Genomic DNA, 18379 nt, shown 5'->3' with positions numbered 1-18379 from the left:
GCTCCTGGAGGAGCCGGGGCCTTTTCACTTGCGCGTCAGGCGATGATGTCGATCGCGTTCCAGCCGGTGCCGATCGCGACGGCCGACGTGAACCCGCCCTTGCCGTCGCCCTTGTACAGGAACAGCTTCCCGTCCGAGGTGCGGCGGGCGACGAAATCGCCGTGGCCGTCGTTGTCGAAGTCCCCGACCGAGGCGAGGGCGTCGAGCCCCGCCCAGCCGCAGCCGACCTTCACACCGGCCTGGAGGGTCCCGGTCCCGGTGCTGTCGTACCGGTACAGGCAGTTGTCGGACTTGCGGACGGCGAGCAGGTCGGCGCGCCCGTCGTGGTCGAGGTCGCCCGCGGCGACGATGTCGCGGAGCTTCTCCCACCCGGAGCCGATCTGCACGCGGGACCCGAGCTTCCCGGCCCCGGTGCCCGGGTAGAGCCACAGCTTGCCGGTGGCCTGCTCCCGGGCGAGGACGTCGACTCTGCCGTCGGCGTTGAAGTCCTGCCCGGAGACGACGGCGCTCATGGCGTTCCAGCCGGTGCCGATCTTGATGCGGCCGGTCTCGTAGTAGGACTGGCCGGTCCCGGGGTAGGCGTAGAGGGTCCCGTCGGCGAACCTGACGAGGACGTCGTTGGCGCCGTCGCTGTTGATGTCGCCCGCGGTCTCGACCAGGGTCGCGCTGCCCAGGCCGGAGGTGAAGGGCGCGGCGCCCATGAACCCGGCCCCGGTGCCGTGGTAGTGGGTGATCTCCCCGGTGGACTTGCGCCAGGCGAGGACGTCGCTGTTGCCGTCGCTGTAGTAGTCGTAGGACCGCTCGTCCTCGCCGATCGGCAGTTCGTAACCGGCCCATCCGGATCCGACGGTGACCGCCTCTTCGAGCACGAACGGGTAGGCGTCGTAGCTGCGGAGCACCATCGTGCCGGTGCGGGCGTCGACGGCGAGGAGGTCGCCCACGCCGTCGCCGGAGTAGTCGCCGTTGCCGACGATCTGGACGTACCGGTTGCCGTCGTCGCTGTAGCCGGGGATCAGGTCATCTTCGAGCTGCCGGTTGTAGGTGATGCCGCCGTCGCCGTCGGCGCAGTAGATCCGGTAGTCGCCGGTCGTCGGGGCCCAGTCGAACAGGAGGCCCGGCGTGGCGTCGCGGCAGATGCCGACGGTGGTGAGGTTGTCCCAGCTGGACCACTCGTCGAGCCAGTTCTCGGCGATGGTGCTGCGCGCCGCGAACCTCCCGTTCCCGAGGCCGGGGTACAGGTACAGCTTGTCGGTCCGGTCGGAGACGGCGATGAGGTCGATCTTCCCGTCGCCGTCGAAGTCGGTCGCGGAGGTGAAGTCGGCCATGAGGTTCCACCCGGTGCCGACCTGGATGCGGGCTTCGAGCCCGCCCTCCCCGTCGCCGGGGTAGGTGTACATGACGCCGGTGCGGGTGTCGCGGGCGAGCAGGTCGGGGTGGCGGTCGCCGGTGAGGTCCCCGGCCATGACGACGTCCATCGGGCCCCAGCCGGAGCCGAGGGACACCGGGGCCTCGAATCCGCCGGCGCCCTTGCCCTTGTGGAACATGAGGCTGCCGTCGGCGCGGCGGACGGTGACGAGGTCCTGGTACCCGTCGACGTCGTAGTCGTTGCTCGGGGCGGTGACCGTGAGGGTGAAGGTCTTGACCGTCCTGTTCCCGGCGTCGTCGGTGGCCGAGACGGTCACCGAAGTGTGGGTCTGGACCGCCTGGACCCTGATCTCGACCGGTTCGCCGCTGGTCACGTCCTGGCCGCCCCAGCAGTTGAGCCAGGCCGAGCACCACAGGCGCACCGAGCCGTACGCGTACGACTCGTCCTCGATCGTCACTGCGATGGGGACGGTCTCGCCGACGTAGTACGGGCCCTCGGGGACGTCGATCTCGATGATGTCGGGCGCGTCGGTGTCGATGCGGAGCGCGCAGCTCCAAGTCTTGGACTGCCCTGCGGGACCGGTGATCTCGTGTTCGAGCGTGAAGACGCCGTCCTGGATCTCGACGGTCGCGGTCGGGTTCACGCCCTCGGCCACCGGAGCGGGCCCGGTCGTGAAGACGGTCTCGCCCGTGGCGTCGTCGGTGATCGTCGCGGTCCAGGTGAGGCTGGGGTCGATGAGGTCGGGGCGCCAGAAGTCGGTGGTGAACTTCCCGTAGGCCACAGTGGAGTCGGCGCGGTCGGCGGCCGGGCAGGAGTTCGCGGAGACGGTGTAGGTGTCGCCGACGGTGTAGTAGACGTCGAGGCGGGCCGAGCCGCCGTCGAAGCGGGCGGTCTCGGCGGCCTCGGTCATCGCGAACGTCGCGGCGACGGGGCTCGGGTGGCCGTAGACGGAGTCGAGGCCGTAGACGGCGGTCCCGTCCAGGCATTCGCCCGCGACCGCCGGCCGCGGGTTGAGTCCGGGGGCGTTGGCCCACGTGGTCGACGCCCGGTAGACCTCCGAGTACTGGAGGGGCGGCGCCGTGCACTCGGATCCGGCGGCCGCGTCGACGCTGAACGTCGCGGAGGACTGCCGGTAGGTCAGGCCCGGGGCTCCCTGCGGCGTGATGCCGGTGAGGTACCGGTACCAGAAGTTCCAGTAGACGGCCGCAGTCGAGTCCGCGGTGCACCCGGGGTCGGCGAGCGCGTCGCAGTAGCCGCCGACGACGGCGCTCGCGTCCTGGCCCGCGGCCTCGAAGTAGGGCTGGTCGAGACCCGCGTCGCCGCGGAAGACCGAGAGGTCGGGGGCGGCCGAGGTGGTCGCGCCCCATTCGTTCACGCCGTAGAGGTGGTAGGCCCATTCGGCGGTGACGGTGAGCGGGTAGGCCGCGCCGTCGACGACAGCCTGGTCCAGGCCGAGGGTGAGGGCGGCCCCGACACCGCCGGTGAGCGCCACGGTGTGGGCGGCGCCTTCGGCGTCCCGGACCGTGAACGGCGTGGACTCCTCCCAGGTGGCCGGGACGCCGGTCTCGCGCTCGTGCGCTTCGAACAGGCCGTTGTCGTAGACCCTCGCGGTCGTGGTCAGCCCCGTGGACAGCGCCGACCAGGCGTCGGGCCCGTCGACCGTGAACCGGAGGGCCGCGGCGGCGATGCGGGCCTCGATGTCGAGGTCCAGGCCGTCGGCCAGACCGCTGTAGTGGACCGTCGCGCCGTCGACCTCGGGCTCCGGCTGGTCGCCGATCCAGTCGAGCCCACCCGCCCGCGTCGCCATCAGCGCCGCGTCGACCGCGGTGCCGCTGAACGAGAACGCGGCCGGGGAGTTGGCCTGGACCAGGGTGCCGTCGGCTTCCACGAGGGTCGCGTCGGCCGGGCCGTCGAGGTTCGGCTGCACGGGTTCGACGGTCTGGACCACGTGGAGCCTGCCGTCGGGGGTGACGAAGGTGGAGTCGTAGGCGCTCGAACGCCAGTCCAGGCGGACCTCGACGTCGCAGGCCACGGCGATCTCAAGGGCCGCTTCGAACCCCGCGGCCCTCGGGTCGGCGCCGAGCGCGGCGCAGTCGGTCTCAGTGGTCTGGGCGGCGGCCGCGGCGGGGACCGCGAGGAGGGCCGCCACGACGGCGGCGGCGGTGAGGGCCGCGGTGCGGTGCGGCCTTCTATGGGGTGTGTGCATGCGGGTGTCCTGGGGTTTCGGGGGGTGCGGCGCGGGTGGCGCCGTCTGCAACACGCGCACTGCGATCGGCCGGTTGCAGACGGCTCCATGGTAGACGAACCGTGACCCGGCCGCTGTCCTCGCGGACGGCGGCCGGGCCGGTCGGGAGGCGGGTCAGACGATGGTGCTGAGCGTGTTCCAGCCGGTGCCGATGCGCACCGAGGACAGGAAGTTGCCGTTCGCGTCGCCGCGGTACAGGAACAGGTTGCCGTCGGAGGCGCGGCGGGCGACGATGTCGTTGCGCCCGTCGCCGTTGAAGTCGCCCACAGCGGCGATGGCGTTCATGCCGGACCAGCCGCAGCCGATCTTGACGGCCTGGCCGACGCCGCCGCCGGTGTTGCCGCGGTACAGGTACAGGCACTCGTCGCCCTTGTTGATCGCGACGATGTCGGGCTGGCCGTCCCCGGTGAGGTCACCGGCGAGGGTGATCTCGCGCAGGATGTCCCAGCCGACGCCGAACTGGAGCGCCGTCCGGAACGTGCCGTCGCCGCGGCCCGTGTACACGAACATCGAGTGGGTCTCGGTGCTGCGGGCGACGATGTCGGTCCAGCCGTCGCCGTTCACGTCGTGCCCGGAGACGATGGCGTCGAAGGAGTTCCAGCCGGTGCCGATCTTCACCGGCCCCTCCAGGCCGCCGTCCACGCCGGTGCCGCGGAAGAACCACAGCACGCCGTCGGCGCTGCGGGCGAGCACGTCCTGGTGGCCGTCCTCGTCGATGTCGCCCGCCGTCTCGACGAGCGTCAGGCCCGCCCAGCCGGTGCCGACCTGCACGGACCGGCCGAAGCCGCCCGCACCGTCACCCGGGTAGTAGAACAGCGCGCCGTCGGAGGACCGGACCGCGTACACGTCGGTGCGGCCGTCGGCCCCGAAGTCGTACTCGCCGTTGCTAGGCACGGACGGGAGGCGCTCGTCGCTCCACCCGGTGCCGAGGCTCTCGGCGTCCACGACCGGCGTCGGGTCGTCGGTGAGGGTGCTCAGCGACAGCTCCCCGGAGCGCCCGTCGACCGCGAGCACGTCGGGGAGGCCGTCCCCGTTGTAGTCGCCGCCTCCGGACACGTCGGAGGCGTGGCCGCCGGAGCGCGTCACCAGGTCGCCGTCGATCGCGATCTCCGCGCCGAAACCGGAGGTGCAGTCGCCGAGGAGCACGGTGTACTCGCCGGTGGCCCGGTCGCGGCCCAGGATGTCGTCGCAGCCGTTCGCGTCGACGTCGCCGAGGACGGTGAGCACGTCCCGCTCCTGCCAGGCCGACCCGACCGAGGACCGGGCCCCGAAGGTGCCGTTCCCGAGGCCGGGGTAGAAGAACAGCTCGCCGTCGGACTCGCGCACGGCGAGGAGGTCGGCGGTCCCGTCGCCGTCGAAGTCCCCTCCGGCGGCGAACATCCCGATGGAGTCCCACCCGTACCCGACGAACACGCGCTGGCCGAAGCCGCCCGCGCCGTTGCCGGGGTAGGTGAAGAGGGTGCCGGTCGCGTTCTCGCGGGCGACCAGGTCGGGGAGGCCGTCGCCGGTGAGGTCCCCGGCCGCGGCCATGTCGTACCCGCCCCAGCCGGTGCCGATGGAGGTGCCCGGGTCGAAGGTGCCGTCGCCGTTGCCGGCGTGGAGGATCAGCCGCCCGTTGCGGCGCAGGGTGAGGAGGTCGTCGACGCCGTCGCCGGTGTAGTCCCGGCTCGCGTCCGCGGAGGCGGGCTCGACGGCGTCGGCAGTGGGGTCGGTGACTTGCGCGGAGGCGACACCGGGCGCGGCGATGACCGCCGCACCCGCGGCGACGACCGCGGATCGAAGGAGGTGGAGGCGGCGCCTCCGGGAGGAGAGTCGTTGCATCGCAATGCATCCTGTCAGGTCAAGGGATCCTGGTCGGGCCGCTTTCGGCGACCCTGTAGATAGGACGCTCACGCAGAGCGATCTGACGCACCCGTTTCCGTAAAAGGGGCCGAACGGATGAAGAAGGCCCGGTCACCCCCTATGGGACGACCGGGCCTCAAATGAACCAGCGGTTAAGCGATGACGGACATCCGGTTCCACCCGGTCCCGATGGCGACGGCGGACGTGAACCCGCCGGCGCCGTTCCCCTTGTACAGGAACAGCTTCCCGTCCGATTTGCGCCGCGCCACGAGGTCGGCGTGCCCGTCTCCGTCGAAGTCCCCGACACTCGCCAGCGCGTCCAGCCCGGCCCACCCGCAGCCGACCTTCACGCCGCTCTGCAGCGTCCCGGTCCCGGTGCTGTCGTACCGGTACAGGCAGTTGTCGGAGGTGCGGACGGCGAGCAGGTCGGCGTGCCCGTCATGGTCGAGGTCCCCGACCGCGGTGATCCGGTCCAGCGCGTTCCATCCGGACCCGATCTTCACGCGCGACCCGACCGTGCCGTCCCCGTTGCCCTTGTACAGCCACAGGTACCCGGTGGCACTCTCGCGGGCGAGGACGTCGATCCGCCCGTCCCCGTTGAAGTCGTGCCCGGAGACGATGGCGCTCATGGCGTTCCAGCCGGTGCCGATCTTGACGAGCGCCTCCTCCTCGAACTGGCCCTGTCCGAAGCCGGGGACGAGGTACAGCGCCCCGTTCGAGGTCTTCCGGGCGAGGAGGTCCGGGTTGCCGTCGCCGTTGAGGTCTCCGGCGGTCTCGACCAGGTTGTAGCCCTCGAAGTGGGGGTCGGTCCAGGTCTGGCCGGTGAAGCCGCCGGTCCCGTTGCCCAGGAAGGTGGTCGAGGTCCCGCGGGAGTCGACCGCGACGATGTCGGAGCGGTTGTCCTCGTCGTAGTCGTAGGTCCGGTCGGCGACGGTCGCGGGGAGGCGGTACGCGTACCAGCCTGAGCCGACGACCTGCTCGGCGACCGTTGCGATGGAGTTCTCGTCCCAGGAGCGGAGGACCATCTGCCCCGTGGCGTCGTTGACCGCGAGGAGGTCGGCGTAGCCGTCCTGATTGTAGTCGCCGCCGCCCAGCACCTGGTCGTACGACTCCGGGCCGTGGTAGTCCTCGCCCAGGAAGTAGGGGAGGTACTGCTTCCCGTTGAAGCCGCCGTTGCCGTCGTTCATGTACACGTAGTAGTGGGAGTCCTGTTCGGACCTGGTCAGCAGGTCCGTGTACCCGTTGCCGTCGAGGTCGCCGTAGGTGCTGAGCATGTCCATGGCGCCCCAGCCGGTGCCGACCGCGGTCGCGGCGCCGAAGGTGCCGTCCCCGCGGCCGGGGTATCGGTAGAGCTTCCCGTCGGACTCGCGGACGGCGAGGAGGTCGAGCTTCCCGTCGTTGTCGTAGTCACCGGCGGAAGTGAAGACGCTGATGCGGTTCCAGCCGGTCCCGACCGCGATCGGGTCGCGCAGTGTGCCGTTCCCCGCGCCCGGGTAGGTGCGGAGCGTCCCGGTGCGGGTGTCGCGGGCGAGCAGGTCGGGGACCTGGTCGCCGGTGAGGTCCCCGGCCATGACGATGTCGCTGCCGCCCCAGCCGGTTCCGGCCGCGACGCCGCTCTTGAACGTCCCGTCGCCGTTGCCGGCGAAGAACACCAGCTTGCCGTCGGACTCTCGGACGGTGAACAGGTCCTGCGCGCCGTCGCCGTTGAAGTCGAAGCGGGAGTAGGAGGCCCGGATGTACATGTCCACGGTGTCCGCGGTGTTCCCCGCCTTGTCGCGGAGGCTGATGCGCAGCCAGTTGGAGGTCCGGTTCATCGGCAGCTCGAAGGTCGCGGTCGTGCCGTCGCTGAGCACCTCGGAGCGGGAGTCGCAGCTCTCGTAGCCCTGGCAGAAGACCGTCAGGTCGTTGTCGCCGTCGGGGAAGCCCGCGTCCGCGACGTCGACCTCCACGGTCATCGTGTCGCCGACCCGGGACTTCCCGCCGTCCACGTCGACGTCGAGGATCTCCGGGGCGGACCGGTCGACGACCATGTGGCAGGTCGCGGACCGGTACTCGAAGTCGGCCTCGGAGGCGGTGAACTCGTAGACGACCTCGTACCGGCCGTCGTCGAGCTCGATGGCGCCGAAGGGGTTGATGCCGAACGCGAGCGGCTCCGGCTCGGTCGTGACGACCGCACCGGTATCGGCATTGCGGATGTCGGCGGTCCAGGTGACGCCGAGGTCCTTGACCGGGGAGCCCCAGGTGTCGGCGTAGAACCCGGCGAACTCGGCCGGGTCGTTGCGCTGGAAGCGCGGGGCGGCTTCCGTGCCGCAGGTGCGGGGGCTGAAGTAGCGGAATCCGACGGCGTCGAACGTGACGTCGAGGCGGGCGGAGCCTCCGTCGAAGCGGGCGGTCTCGGCGCTGTCGGTCATGCCGAAGGTGACGGCGGCGGCGTCGAGCGGGTCCGCCCAGACGCCGGCGATGGTGTCGGTGACGTCGTACACCGCGGTCCCGTCCTCACAGGTGCCGGAGGTGTCGGCGCCGATGGCGGCGGGGCGCGTGTCCCACGTCGTGTCGGGGACGTACGCCGAGGCGGGCTCCAGGTCCGGCGCGGTGCAGTCGGCGCCGTCCGCGGCGTCGACCCGGAAGGTCGCGCTCTCGACGGGGAAGTCGGTGTCGAAGGCGTCGGCGGGGAGCTCGTCCAGGAAGGGCCACTGGAAATTCCAGTAGGCGGCCGCCGTCGCCGGGGCGGCGCAGTCGGCGGCGGCGAGCGCGTCGCAATAGGGGCCGACGACCGCGTCGGCGGATTCCCCGGCGGCCTCGAAGTACGGTTCGCCGAGGCCCGCGTTGCCGCGGAAGAGCGGGAGGCCGGGCGCGGCGGAGGTGACCGATCCCCACTCGTTCACCCTGAAGTCGCTCTCGGCCCACTGGGTCGAGAGGGTCAGCGGGAACGCGGCGGTCTCGACGGCGCCGTCCGGGAGGGCCAGAGTGACCGACCGGTCGGTCCCGAGCGCGACGTCGGCGGCGGCCGTCTCGCCGTCGCTGCCGCGCACGGTGAACAGGCTGGACTGCGCGGACCGGTAGTACGGGGCGAGCGGGTTGTCGATCCGCAGGACGCCATCGGAGGCGCTGGCCCGGTCGCCGGTGTAGGGGTCCATGCCCTCGCCGATCGAGAGCCCGGAGGCGAGCTCGTTCCAGGCGGCGGCGTCGGCGATGGTGAAGACGAACTCGACCGAGGAGGCGTCCATGTCCGCGGCGAGGTCCAGGCCGGGCGCGAGCTCCTCGTAGACGGCGGTGGAGCCGCTGTACTCGGGCGTGGGCACCGCACCGTCCCAGTCGAGCTCGGTGGACCCCGTGAGCAGCAGGAACCCGACTCCATCCGTAAAGGGAAGGCGCATGCCCCGGCCGCCGTTGGCGGCCGTGAGCGAGTCGCCGGTCGGCACCAGGGTCGTATCGGTGTACCCCCGGTCCTCCTGCTCCTGCACCGCGTCGACGGTCGCGGTCAGGTGGAGCCGGCCTTCCGGAGTGACCGACACCGTGGAGTGCGGGTCAGCGCGGTTGTCCACGCGCACTTCGACGCCGCAGGCGGCGGCGAGTTCGAGTGCGGTCTCGGCGCTCTCCGCCATTGGATTGTCGCCGAGGGCGGCGCAGTCGTCCTGCGCGGTCGCGGTGCCGGGGGCGGCGAGCATCGCCGCGCCGATCGCGGTCGCCGCGACCGCGGCGATCCGCCTCGGGCGGCGGTTACGGGGGGCTTCGTTCATTCAGATGTCCTGTGGGTCCGGCGAGGGGTTCTCGGTTGTGGGTGCCGCTGTGCGGCGAGGTGTACACGCCCGCACGTCACCGGTGGTTGCATCCGTTCACTTGCGATCGGCGCGGCCACAGTGGCCCGGAAACGCGCAGGGCCCGCCCGCGGTGCGGACGGGCCCTGCGGCAGTGCGGTCAGACGATGATGTCCATGGCGTTCCAGCCGGTCCCGACCGTGGCCGCGGACGGGAAGTCACCGGTGCCGTCGCCCTTGTAGAGGAACAGGGCGCCGTCGGACTTGCGGCGGGCGACGAAGTCGGCGTGGCCGTCGCCGCTGAAGTCGCCGACCGCGGCGAGGGCGTCGAGCCCGCTCCAGCCGCAGCCGACCTTGACGGCCGCCTTCAGGGTCCCGTCGCCGTTGCCGCCGTACCGGTACAGGCAGTTGTCGGAGGTACGGATCGCGAGGAGGTCGGCGTGGCCGTCGTGGTCGAGGTCGCCGACCGCGGTCAGTTCCCGCATCGAGTTCCAGCCCGATCCGGCCTTGACGCGCGCCCCGCCGGTGCCGTCGCCCCCGCCCGGGTACAGCCACAGATACCCCGTCGAGGCCTCGCGCGCCAGGATGTCGACGTCGCCGTCCCCGTCGAAGTCGTGCCCGGAGACGATGGCGCTCATCTTGTTCCATCCGGTGCCGACGAGCAGCTCCGTCCCGTAGGGGTGGACGTTCCCGTTGACGCCGGGGACGAAGTACAGCCGCCCGGTGGCGGCCTCGCGTACGAGCAGGTCGGAGCTGCCGTCGGCGTCGAAGTCCCCGGCGGTCTCGATGAGGTTCAGGTCGCCGTCCTGGGACCACAGGGCGCGGCCGGTGAAGCCGCCTTCCCCGTCGCCCTCGTACAGGTAGCGGGTGCCGGTGGACGCGGCCCGCGCGAAGAGGTCGGGGGTCCCGTCGTAGTTGTGGTCGTATGCGGTCGTGATCGAGGCCGACGGCAGCCGGAGGGCGTTCCAGCCGGTCCCGACGACCTGGAACTCGTCGAGGGCGCGGATCTGGTAGTCGAAGGTGCGGAGCGTCAGCTCGCCGGTCCGGGAGTCCGTGGCGAGGACGTCGACGTACCCGTCGCCGTTGTAGTCGCCGCCGCCCGCGATCTGGTCGTACAGGGCCGCCGGGTCCGGGGAGTACATGCCCGGGAGGAGGCTGCGGTACCTGGTGAACGCGCCGTTGCCGTCGCCGGTGTAGAGGAGGTAGCCGCCGTTGTGGAGCTCACGAGCGAGGAGGTCGTCGGCGCCGTCCTTGTTCTGGTCGCCGATGGAGATCAGCGACTCGGCGACGTCCCAGCCGGTGCCGGAGGCGACGCGGGCGCCGAAGGTCCCGTCGCCGTTCCCAGGGTAGCGGTAGAGGGTGCCGTCGGACCGGTCCACGGCGAGCAGGTCGATGGTGCCGTCGGTGTCGAAGTCCCCTGCGGAAGTGAAGGTGCCCATGGCGTTCCAGCCGCTGCCGACGCGGACCGGAGCGGCGGTGAAGCCGCCGCGGCCGGTCCCCGCGTAGGTGTACATGACGCCGGTGGCGCGGTCGAGGGCGAGGAGGTCCGCGTTGCCGTCGGAGGTGAGGTCGCCGGCCATGGCGAGATCCATGCCGCCCCATCCGGTCGCGATCGGGACGCCTGGCGCGAAGGTGCCGTCGCCGCGGCCCGAGTAGAGCATCAGCGCCCCGTCTGCGGAGCGGACCGCGATGAGGTCCTGGTTGCGGTCGCCGTCGTAGTCGAAGCGGTTGCGGGTCGCGGGGATGTCGATCTGCTGCCGGGTGACGCGCCCCGCGGGGTCCTCCGCCTCGATGTCCACCGAGTTGTCGGTCATGTTCAGCCGGATGCCGAACACGGCGTCCCGCTCCTCGAAGAGGGCGGCGCCGCCGGGATCGCATCCGGGGTAGTTGCGGCAGGTGAGGTACATGTCGCTCCAGCTGCCGTCGTCGACGTGGACGGCGAGCTCGATCTCGTCGCCGACGTAATTGGGGCCGTCCGGCGCCGTGATCTCGATCGACGGCGCGGCGGTGTCGACGAGGGTGCTGCACTGGATCACCTTGACGGTGGTCCCGTCGGATGCGGAGATCCGCAGGTCCTCGATGTAGTAGCCGTCGGGGACGTCCTCGACGACGGCTCCGGCGCCGCCGCCGTCGGTGACGGGGGCCGATTCGGTCCGGGCGATGACCGTGTCGTTCGCGACGTTGTAGACCTTGGTGGTCCAGGTGAGCCCGGGGTCAATGAGGTCGGGGCGCCAGAAGTCCGCGGCGAAGACCCCGTACCGCACTTCGGGGGTCTCGACGGGTTCGGCATAGGAGGCGGGGCAGGCCGAGGCGACCGTGTAGGTGCGGACCTGGAAGTAGGCGTCGAGGCGGGCGGTGCCGCCGTCGAAGCGGGCGGTCGTGTCGCCGCCGGGCATGGACAGCGGGACGTTCGACTTCCAGGAGTCCTTCAGCGCGGACGTGAGGTCGTACACGGCCGTGCCGTCATCGCATGCGCCGGTGGCGGCGCGCGCGCCGGCGAGGTTCACCGGGTGGTTCCAGTCGGTGCTGGGCAGCAGTCCGGACGTTCCGTAGAGGACGTCGGGCGCGACGCAGGTCGTTCCGGCCGCGGCGCCGACCTGGAAGACCGCGGATTCGAGCGGGAATGTCAGCCAGGGCGCCTCGTCCGGCCTGAGACCGGCGGGTCCCGGGTTCCAGAACAGCCAGTAGGACGTCGACTGTGACGGCGTCAGGCATTCGGGGTCGAGGAGCCGGTCGCAGTAGGCGCCGGACAGCGCGTCGCCCGTTTCGCCCGCGGCTTCGAAGTACGGCAGGTCGAGGCCGCCGTCGCCGCGGACCACCGAGAGGTCGGGTGAGGCCGAGGTGATGGACTGCCAGGTCGCGACCTCGGTGCCCAGGTAGGACCAGGCGGTGGTCAGGGTCAGCGGGTACACCGCCGCCTCTGCGGCCTCGGTCGGCAGTTCCATGGTGAGCGCGCCGCCGGTGATCGTTAGGGCGGGGAGGACGACGGATCCCGCGGCGTCGCGGACGGTGAACGACTCGGAGTACTCGGCGGTGCCGGTGCCCGCGCTGGTGTAGAGCATGCTGCGGTTCTTCCGCACGGCCGGATCGGCCTGGAACACGAGTCCGGTCGCGAGGGCGTTCCAGGCGTCGGGGTCGGCGACGGTGAAGGTCAGGTCGGTGGCGGCGATACCGGAGCCGACGGTCAGGTCGAGTCCGGCGGCGAGGTCGTCGTAGACGGCGGTGGTGCCGTCGTACGAGGGCACGGGCTTCTCCCCGGTCCAGTCGATCGCGGTGCCGTTCGTCTGGATGAGCGGGGCGCCGGTGTCGGTGTGGCTCAAGGTGATGGGCCAAGGGGTGTTGGCCTGGGCGAGGGTCCCGGCGTCCTCGGTGAGCGTCGGGTCCGCGAGGCCGCGGTCTTCGTACTGCTGGGCCGGGGCGGTGGTGCCGGTGTAGTGGAGTCGGCCGTCGGGGGTGGCTGCCGTCGTGGCGTAGGGGCCGCTGCGGCCCTCGATGCGGACTTCGACGCCGCAGGCGGCGGCGAGGTCGAGCGCGGATTCCAGACCGGCGGCCATGGGGTGGTCGCCGAGACTGCCGCAATCGGCTTCGCCGGTCTGCGCGGCAGCGGACGCGGGGACCGCGAGGAGGGCCGCGGCGACCGCGGCCGCGGCGAAGGACGCGGCGCTCAGGGCGCGGCGCGGTCGCCGGTTGGGTTTGTTCATTCAGATGTCCTGGGGTTCAGAGGGGTTCGGGATCGGGAACGGACCGTACCGCTGCGAACACGCATGCAGCCGGGGCCCGGTTGCGTTCATCGGCCGGACGGAGGTGCGATCTGGTCGCGGTCCTTGCGGTGCGGTCAGGCGATGTACTCCATCGCGTTCCAGCCGGTGCCGATCTGGGTGCGGGCGCCGAGACTTCCGGTGCCGGTGCCCGCGTAGAGGAACAGCGCACCGTCGGAGGCTCGGCGGGCGACGAGGTCGGCGCGGCCGTCGCCGTTGAAGTCGCCGACGGCGGTGGCCGAGTTGTACCCGCCCCAGCCGCATCCGACCTTGACACCGCTGTTGAAGGACCCGTTCCCCTTGCCCGCGTAGAAGTACATGCAGTTGTCGGACTTCCGGATAGCGAGCAGGTCGGCGCGGCCGTCGTGGTCGAGGTCGCCCGCGGCGGTCACTTCGCGCATGGAGTTCCAGCCGGTGCCGATCTTCACTCGGGAGCCCAATCGACTGTCGGCCGCGCCAGGGTACAGCCACAACACGCCGCTGTAGTCGGTGGCGAGGACGTCGTCCCGACCGTCGGCGTTGTAGTCGTGTCCGGCCACGACGACGGCCATCGAGCCCCAGTCGCTGTTGCCGAAGAAGAGGCTGGTGCCTTCGATGCCGGTTCCATCACCCCGATAGACGAAGAGGGCACTGTTGGTGTCGCCGATGAGGATGTCGGCGAATCCATCGTGGTCCAGATCCCCGCCCGTAGTGAAGTCCCTGATGAGATCACCCTCCATGGCCACGCCCTGGGAGATGCGGCCGCCGACTGCGCCTGCTCCAGTGCCCGGGTATATGTACATGGTGTCGCCGTCTTGGGCAACGAGGTCACTTCGGCCGTCACTGTTGTAGTCGTAAGTACGGTTTGGAGAGGCGGTGGGGAGCCGGTAGGCGCCCCAGCCGAGGCCCGAGCCCGCGAACTCGCCGACCTTCCCTGCAGAGGTGAGTGCAAAGTGCACCAGCACCCCGGAGTCGAGGTCGAGTCCGACGAGGTCCTCATCGCCGCCGCCGGTGACCTCGGTGAACACATTTGCGGGGTTGCCCGGGTTGAGGCTCGCCGTGAGCGAGACGCGGGTGCCGAAGGAGCCGCCGGCCTTCCCGGGGTACAGGTAGTGGACGCCGGTGCGGGAGTCATGGGCGTAGAGGTCGTCGTAGCCGTCGCCGTTGTAGTCGCCGACCGTCGACAGCGTGTCCATGACGTTCCAGCCGGTGCCGACCTGGACGCGGGAGCCGAATCCACCCGCGCCGTTGCCGGGGTAGAAGTACAGCTTGCCGTCGGATTTGCGGACGGCGAGGAGGTCGAAGTCGCCGTCCTCGTCGAAGTCGCCCGCAGAGGTGATGGCGCCCATGCCGTTCCAACCGGTACCCGCGCTCACCGGGGCGGCGAAACCGTCGCCGTCACCAGGATAGAGGGAGAGGGCGCCGGTCCGGGTGTCGCGGGCGAGGAGGTCGGGGATGCCGTCGCCGGTGAGGTCCCCGGCCATGACGACGTCGCGCCCGCCCCAGCCGGTACTGAGCACGGTCGGGCCCGTGTACCGGCCGGTGCCGTCGCCGGAGTGGAGCAGGAGCGCGCCGTCGGAGCGGCGGACGGTGACGAGGTCGTGCAGGCCGTCCTGGTCGTAGTCGAATCGGAGGCCGTTCCCGTCGAGCGCGGACTGGCCGTGCCCGGGCACGGCCGGTTCGGCGGCGATCGCAGCACCGGGGGCGGCGAGGAGGACCGCGGCCAGGGCGGCCGCGGTGGCCGCCACGGCGGGCAGGCGGCGCCTGCTGAGAGGTTCGTTCATTCAGATGTCCTGTGGGGTATGCGGGGTCGTGGGCCGGTGATTCGGCCTCGGATACACGCGGATGCCGGGGAAGCGGTTGCACCGGGACCGGGCCCGGGAGGTGCGGGGTGGTTCGACAGGATGGCTACTGGTCAGTAACATGTAGGGTGATCGGCAGCACCGGGCTGTTGTTTGAAGGCACAGTCGTGTGACAGCACGTGTGAACACAAGCGTCGAGAGGTCGCCATGGGAGTCGTCCAAATCGTCACGGCCGTGATCGCGTTCGCGTACACCGCGCTCGCCATCTGGCTGTTCGTCCGCGCCGGGCTGGGGATGCTCGCGCTCGTCAGGCTCGGGGCGCCGGACCTGACGCGGAAGGGCGACCGCGGGACGCGGGTGAAGACGATGCTGCGGGAGACCCTGGGGCACACCAGGATGCTCCAGTGGAGCGGCGTCGGGCTGGCGCACTGGGCCGTGTTCTTCGGGTTCTTCCTGCTGTTCCCGGCCCTCGTGCAGTCGTACTTCGAGGTCCTCGACCCGCACTGGGCCCTGCCGGTCATCGGGCACTGGAGCCTGTGGCTGCTCGGCTCGGAGCTCCTGACGGTGCTCACCGGCGTCGCGATCCTCGCGCTCTTCCTCGTCCGGATCTTCCGGCTGCCCCGCTTCCGCAAGGTGCCGCCGGAGGGCACCGCCTCGGACGCGGGCCAGCGGCGCTCCTCGTCGCGGTTCGAGGGCTCCCGGCAGTGGATGGCCTTCTACATCGAGGCCACGATCTTCACGATCGTCCTGTCGCACATGACGATCCGCACGATCAAGGTCGCCCTCGGGGACGTCGAGCACGAGTGGACCTCCCCGGTCTCCTCGCTCGTCGCGGGCGTGTGGAACGGCGCCTCCGATGACGCGCTGCTGACCACGATCACCCTGGTCGCGCTGCTCGACATCCTCGTGTCGTGGACGTTCTTCCTGATGCTGGCGCTGCACCCGTCGATGGGCATCGGCTGGCACCGGGTCACCGCGTTCTTCAACATCTACTTCAAGCGCAACGCTGGCGGCGCGGTCTCGCTGGGCGCGGCCAAGCCGATGCTCGTCAAGGGCGAGCCCGCGGACTTCGAGCAGGCCGACCCGGAGACGGACCCGTTCGGCGTCAACGTCATCACCGACTTCTCGTGGAAGGGCCTCCTGGACTTCTCCACGTGCACCGAGTGCGGCCGCTGCCAGTCCCAGTGCCCCGCATGGAACACGGGGAAGCCGCTGTCGCCGAAGAAGCTCATCACCGACCTGCGCGACCACCTGTACGAGCAGGCGCCGTACCTGAAGGCCGCGGCCATCGCGAAGGAGCGCGGCGCCGACACCGTCGAGATCGAGCCGATCTCGATCATCGGGACGGTCATCGACCCGGACGTGCTGTGGTCGTGCACGACCTGCGGCGCGTGCGTCGAGCAGTGCCCGGTCGACATCGAGCACGTCGACCACATCCTGGACCTGCGCCGCAACATGGTCATGATGGAGTCGGACTTCCCGGCCGAGGCCCAGACGATGCTCCGCAACCTGGAGAACAAGGGCAACCCGTGGGGCGAGAACCCCGCGCAGCGCCTCAAGTGGGCCGAGGGCCTGGACTTCGAGGTGCCGATCGCGGAGGCGGGCGGCGACTTCGAGTACCTGTACTGGGTCGGGTGCGCGGGGGCGTACGACCCCAAGGCGCAGAAGACGTCCCGGGCCGTGGCGACGCTACTGCACGACGCGGGCGTGAAGTTCGCGGTCCTCGGCGAGGCCGAGACGTGCACGGGCGACTCGGCGCGGCGCATCGGACACGAGTTCATGTTCCAGATGCTCGCCGAGCAGAACGTGGAGACGCTCAACGAGGTCGGCGCGGTGAAGATCGTCGCGACCTGCCCGCACTGCCTGAACACCATCGGCAACGAGTACGAGGACCTCGGCGGGAACTACGAGGTCGTGCACCACACCGAGCTCCTCGGGGACCTCGTGCAGGCCGGGAAGATCACGCCGGTCGAGGAGCACGAGGGGAAGCTCACCTACCACGACCCGTGCTACCTGGGCCGCCACAACCGGATCTTCACGCCGCCGCGCGAGCTGCTCGGGACGTTCTCGGAGGTCACGGAGATGCCGCGCAACAGCGAGAAGTCGTTCTGCTGCGGCGCGGGCGGCGCCCGCATGTGGCTGGAGGAGCCGATCGGCAAGCGCGTCAACCGCGAGCGGGCCGACGAGGCCGTCGCCACGGGCGCGAACACGGTCGCCGTGGGCTGCCCGTTCTGCTCCACGATGCTCCGCGACGGCGTCGCCGACGCCGGCCGCGAGGACGTCGAGGTCATCGACATCGCCCAGCTCCTCGCCCGGAGCCGCGAAGTGAAGGCGGAGAAGGCGGCCTCGGCCAGCGAGTGACCTTGCGCGGGAGGGCGGTACGAGTTCGTACCGCCCTTTCGCCTACCGTCCGCTGTACCGCTAGTTCGGACTCCGTCCGAAGTGCTCCCGCAGGAGCGCCGCGGACTCGGCTTCGAGGATGCCGGCGTAGACGTCGGGGTTGTGGTTGAGGCGGGGGTCGCGGACGACGTCCCAGAGGGAGCCGACCGCGCCGGTCTTGGGTTCCCAAGCGCCGAAGACGATTTCACCCACCCGGGCGAGCACGGCGGCGCCCGCGCACATCGTGCACGGCTCCAGAGTGACCACGAGGGTGCAGCCTTCGAGCCGCCAGCCGTCGCCGTGGACGGCGGCGGCCGCGCGGAGCGCGAGGACCTCCGCGTGGGCGGTGGGGTCGCCGAGGGCTTCGCGGGCGTTCGCGGCGACGGCGAGCTCGCGCCCGTCCGGGCCGACGACGACCGCGCCGACCGGAAGATCGGGTCGCGGAGCGGCGAGGTCGGACCGCGGTGCGGGGGTGGTTTCGGCCTGGCGTGCCGGGCTGCCTGGCCGTGGGTGCGCCTCCGGGCCCGCCGGGAGGCCGGTGCCGCGCGCCGCGTCGAGGGCGCGCCGCATCCAGTGCTCGTGGACCTCGCGGCGGGACTGCATGGGGGCTACGCGCCGGTGGCGTCTTCCAGGGCCTCGGTGAACCCGATGGACTTGGCGACCTCGGAGACCACGTCGGAGGGCATCATGCCCTCCTTGGCGCACAGGGCGAGCAGGGTCGAGCCGGGGACGCCCAGGTCGCCCATGAGGTCCGCCTCGCCGACGGGCTCGGCGTCGAGCTCGGTCGGGCGGGCCGCGATGGACTCCTCGTCCTCGGAGTCGATCTCTTCGGCGTCCTCGGGTTCGAGGTCGCCCAGGAGGGCCTCGCCCAGGCGCGACTGCGACGCGTACTCGGCGTCGGACCCGAAGGTGCGCAGGTCGTCGCCCTTGTCGAGGCGCATCACCGTCAGGTACTCGTCGTCGGCGTCGACGAAGAGCAGCGTGAGGTCGGCGTCAGGGAATGCCTCACGCATGGCCTCGGCCGCGTCCTCGACGTCGGCAACAGCGTCCAGGTCGACCTCTGCGGCCTCCCATTCACCGCCCTCGCGGCCTACGGCCACAGCGAAATACGACACGATCCGTCCCCGTCTTCTCACTCAATGGAACCAGTCGCGCGTGGCGACTGCTCAAAACGACCTACTGAAGGATGTGGCGGCGGCCCGCGGTCGATGTAACCACAGGATCCAGTCGCCGGTCAGCAAAAGATACAGC

8 protein-coding genes are annotated in these 18379 nt (G+C 71.0%); 1 reads left to right on the top strand and 7 read right to left on the bottom strand.

Features of this window, described 5'->3' with window-relative positions; translation table 11 throughout:
- Nucleotides 1–35: 35 nt before the first annotated feature.
- The 5 genes from AB0A65_RS11885 to AB0A65_RS11865 all read right to left on the bottom strand — a co-directional run bounded on the left by AB0A65_RS11885 (nucleotide 36) and on the right by AB0A65_RS11865 (nucleotide 14731).
- The gene (locus AB0A65_RS11885) at nucleotides 36–3572 is read right to left on the bottom strand and encodes a VCBS repeat-containing protein (RefSeq protein WP_359950333.1); all 3537 of its coding nucleotides are present in this window, start codon (nucleotides 3570–3572) and stop codon (nucleotides 36–38) included.
- A gap of 153 nt (nucleotides 3573–3725) precedes the next feature.
- The gene (locus AB0A65_RS11880; protein WP_359950330.1) at nucleotides 3726–5432 is read right to left on the bottom strand and encodes a VCBS repeat-containing protein; all 1707 of its coding nucleotides are present in this window, start codon (nucleotides 5430–5432) and stop codon (nucleotides 3726–3728) included.
- 173 nt (nucleotides 5433–5605) lie between these two features.
- Nucleotides 5606–9193 (bottom strand): VCBS repeat-containing protein, encoded by a 3588-nt coding sequence (locus AB0A65_RS11875; RefSeq protein WP_359950327.1) that lies wholly within the window; start codon nucleotides 9191–9193, stop codon nucleotides 5606–5608.
- 178 nt (nucleotides 9194–9371) lie between these two features.
- Nucleotides 9372–12911 (bottom strand): VCBS repeat-containing protein, encoded by a 3540-nt coding sequence (locus AB0A65_RS11870; protein ID WP_359950324.1) that lies wholly within the window; start codon nucleotides 12909–12911, stop codon nucleotides 9372–9374.
- Between the two features lie 134 nt (nucleotides 12912–13045).
- Complete coding sequence (locus AB0A65_RS11865; protein WP_359950321.1) at nucleotides 13046–14731, bottom strand: VCBS repeat-containing protein; 1686 nt, start codon at nucleotides 14729–14731, stop codon at nucleotides 13046–13048.
- A 225-nt stretch (nucleotides 14732–14956) separates the two neighbouring features.
- On the opposite strand from AB0A65_RS11865, the gene AB0A65_RS11860 reads away from it, so the two are divergent.
- Nucleotides 14957–17110 (top strand): (Fe-S)-binding protein, encoded by a 2154-nt coding sequence (locus tag AB0A65_RS11860; protein WP_359950318.1) that lies wholly within the window; start codon nucleotides 14957–14959, stop codon nucleotides 17108–17110.
- 60 nt (nucleotides 17111–17170) lie between these two features.
- Here the strand turns inward: AB0A65_RS11860 and AB0A65_RS11855 are convergent, their stop codons facing one another.
- On the bottom strand, nucleotides 17171–17731 hold the full coding sequence (locus AB0A65_RS11855) for a nucleoside deaminase (RefSeq protein ID WP_359950315.1): 561 nt from the start codon (nucleotides 17729–17731) through the stop codon (nucleotides 17171–17173).
- Between the two features lie 5 nt (nucleotides 17732–17736).
- Nucleotides 17737–18243, bottom strand: coding sequence for a tRNA adenosine deaminase-associated protein (locus AB0A65_RS11850; RefSeq protein WP_359950312.1), 507 nt, complete (start codon nucleotides 18241–18243; stop codon nucleotides 17737–17739).
- Between the last annotated feature and the right edge of the window lie 136 nt (nucleotides 18244–18379).

The sequence above is a fragment of the Glycomyces sp. NPDC047010 genome, from assembly GCF_040644205.1.
In the GTDB taxonomy this organism is placed as follows: domain Bacteria; phylum Actinomycetota; class Actinomycetes; order Mycobacteriales; family Micromonosporaceae; genus Glycomyces.
The sequence above is the reverse complement of the archived record's forward strand: the minus strand, read 5'-3'. Positions and strand labels throughout refer to the sequence as shown.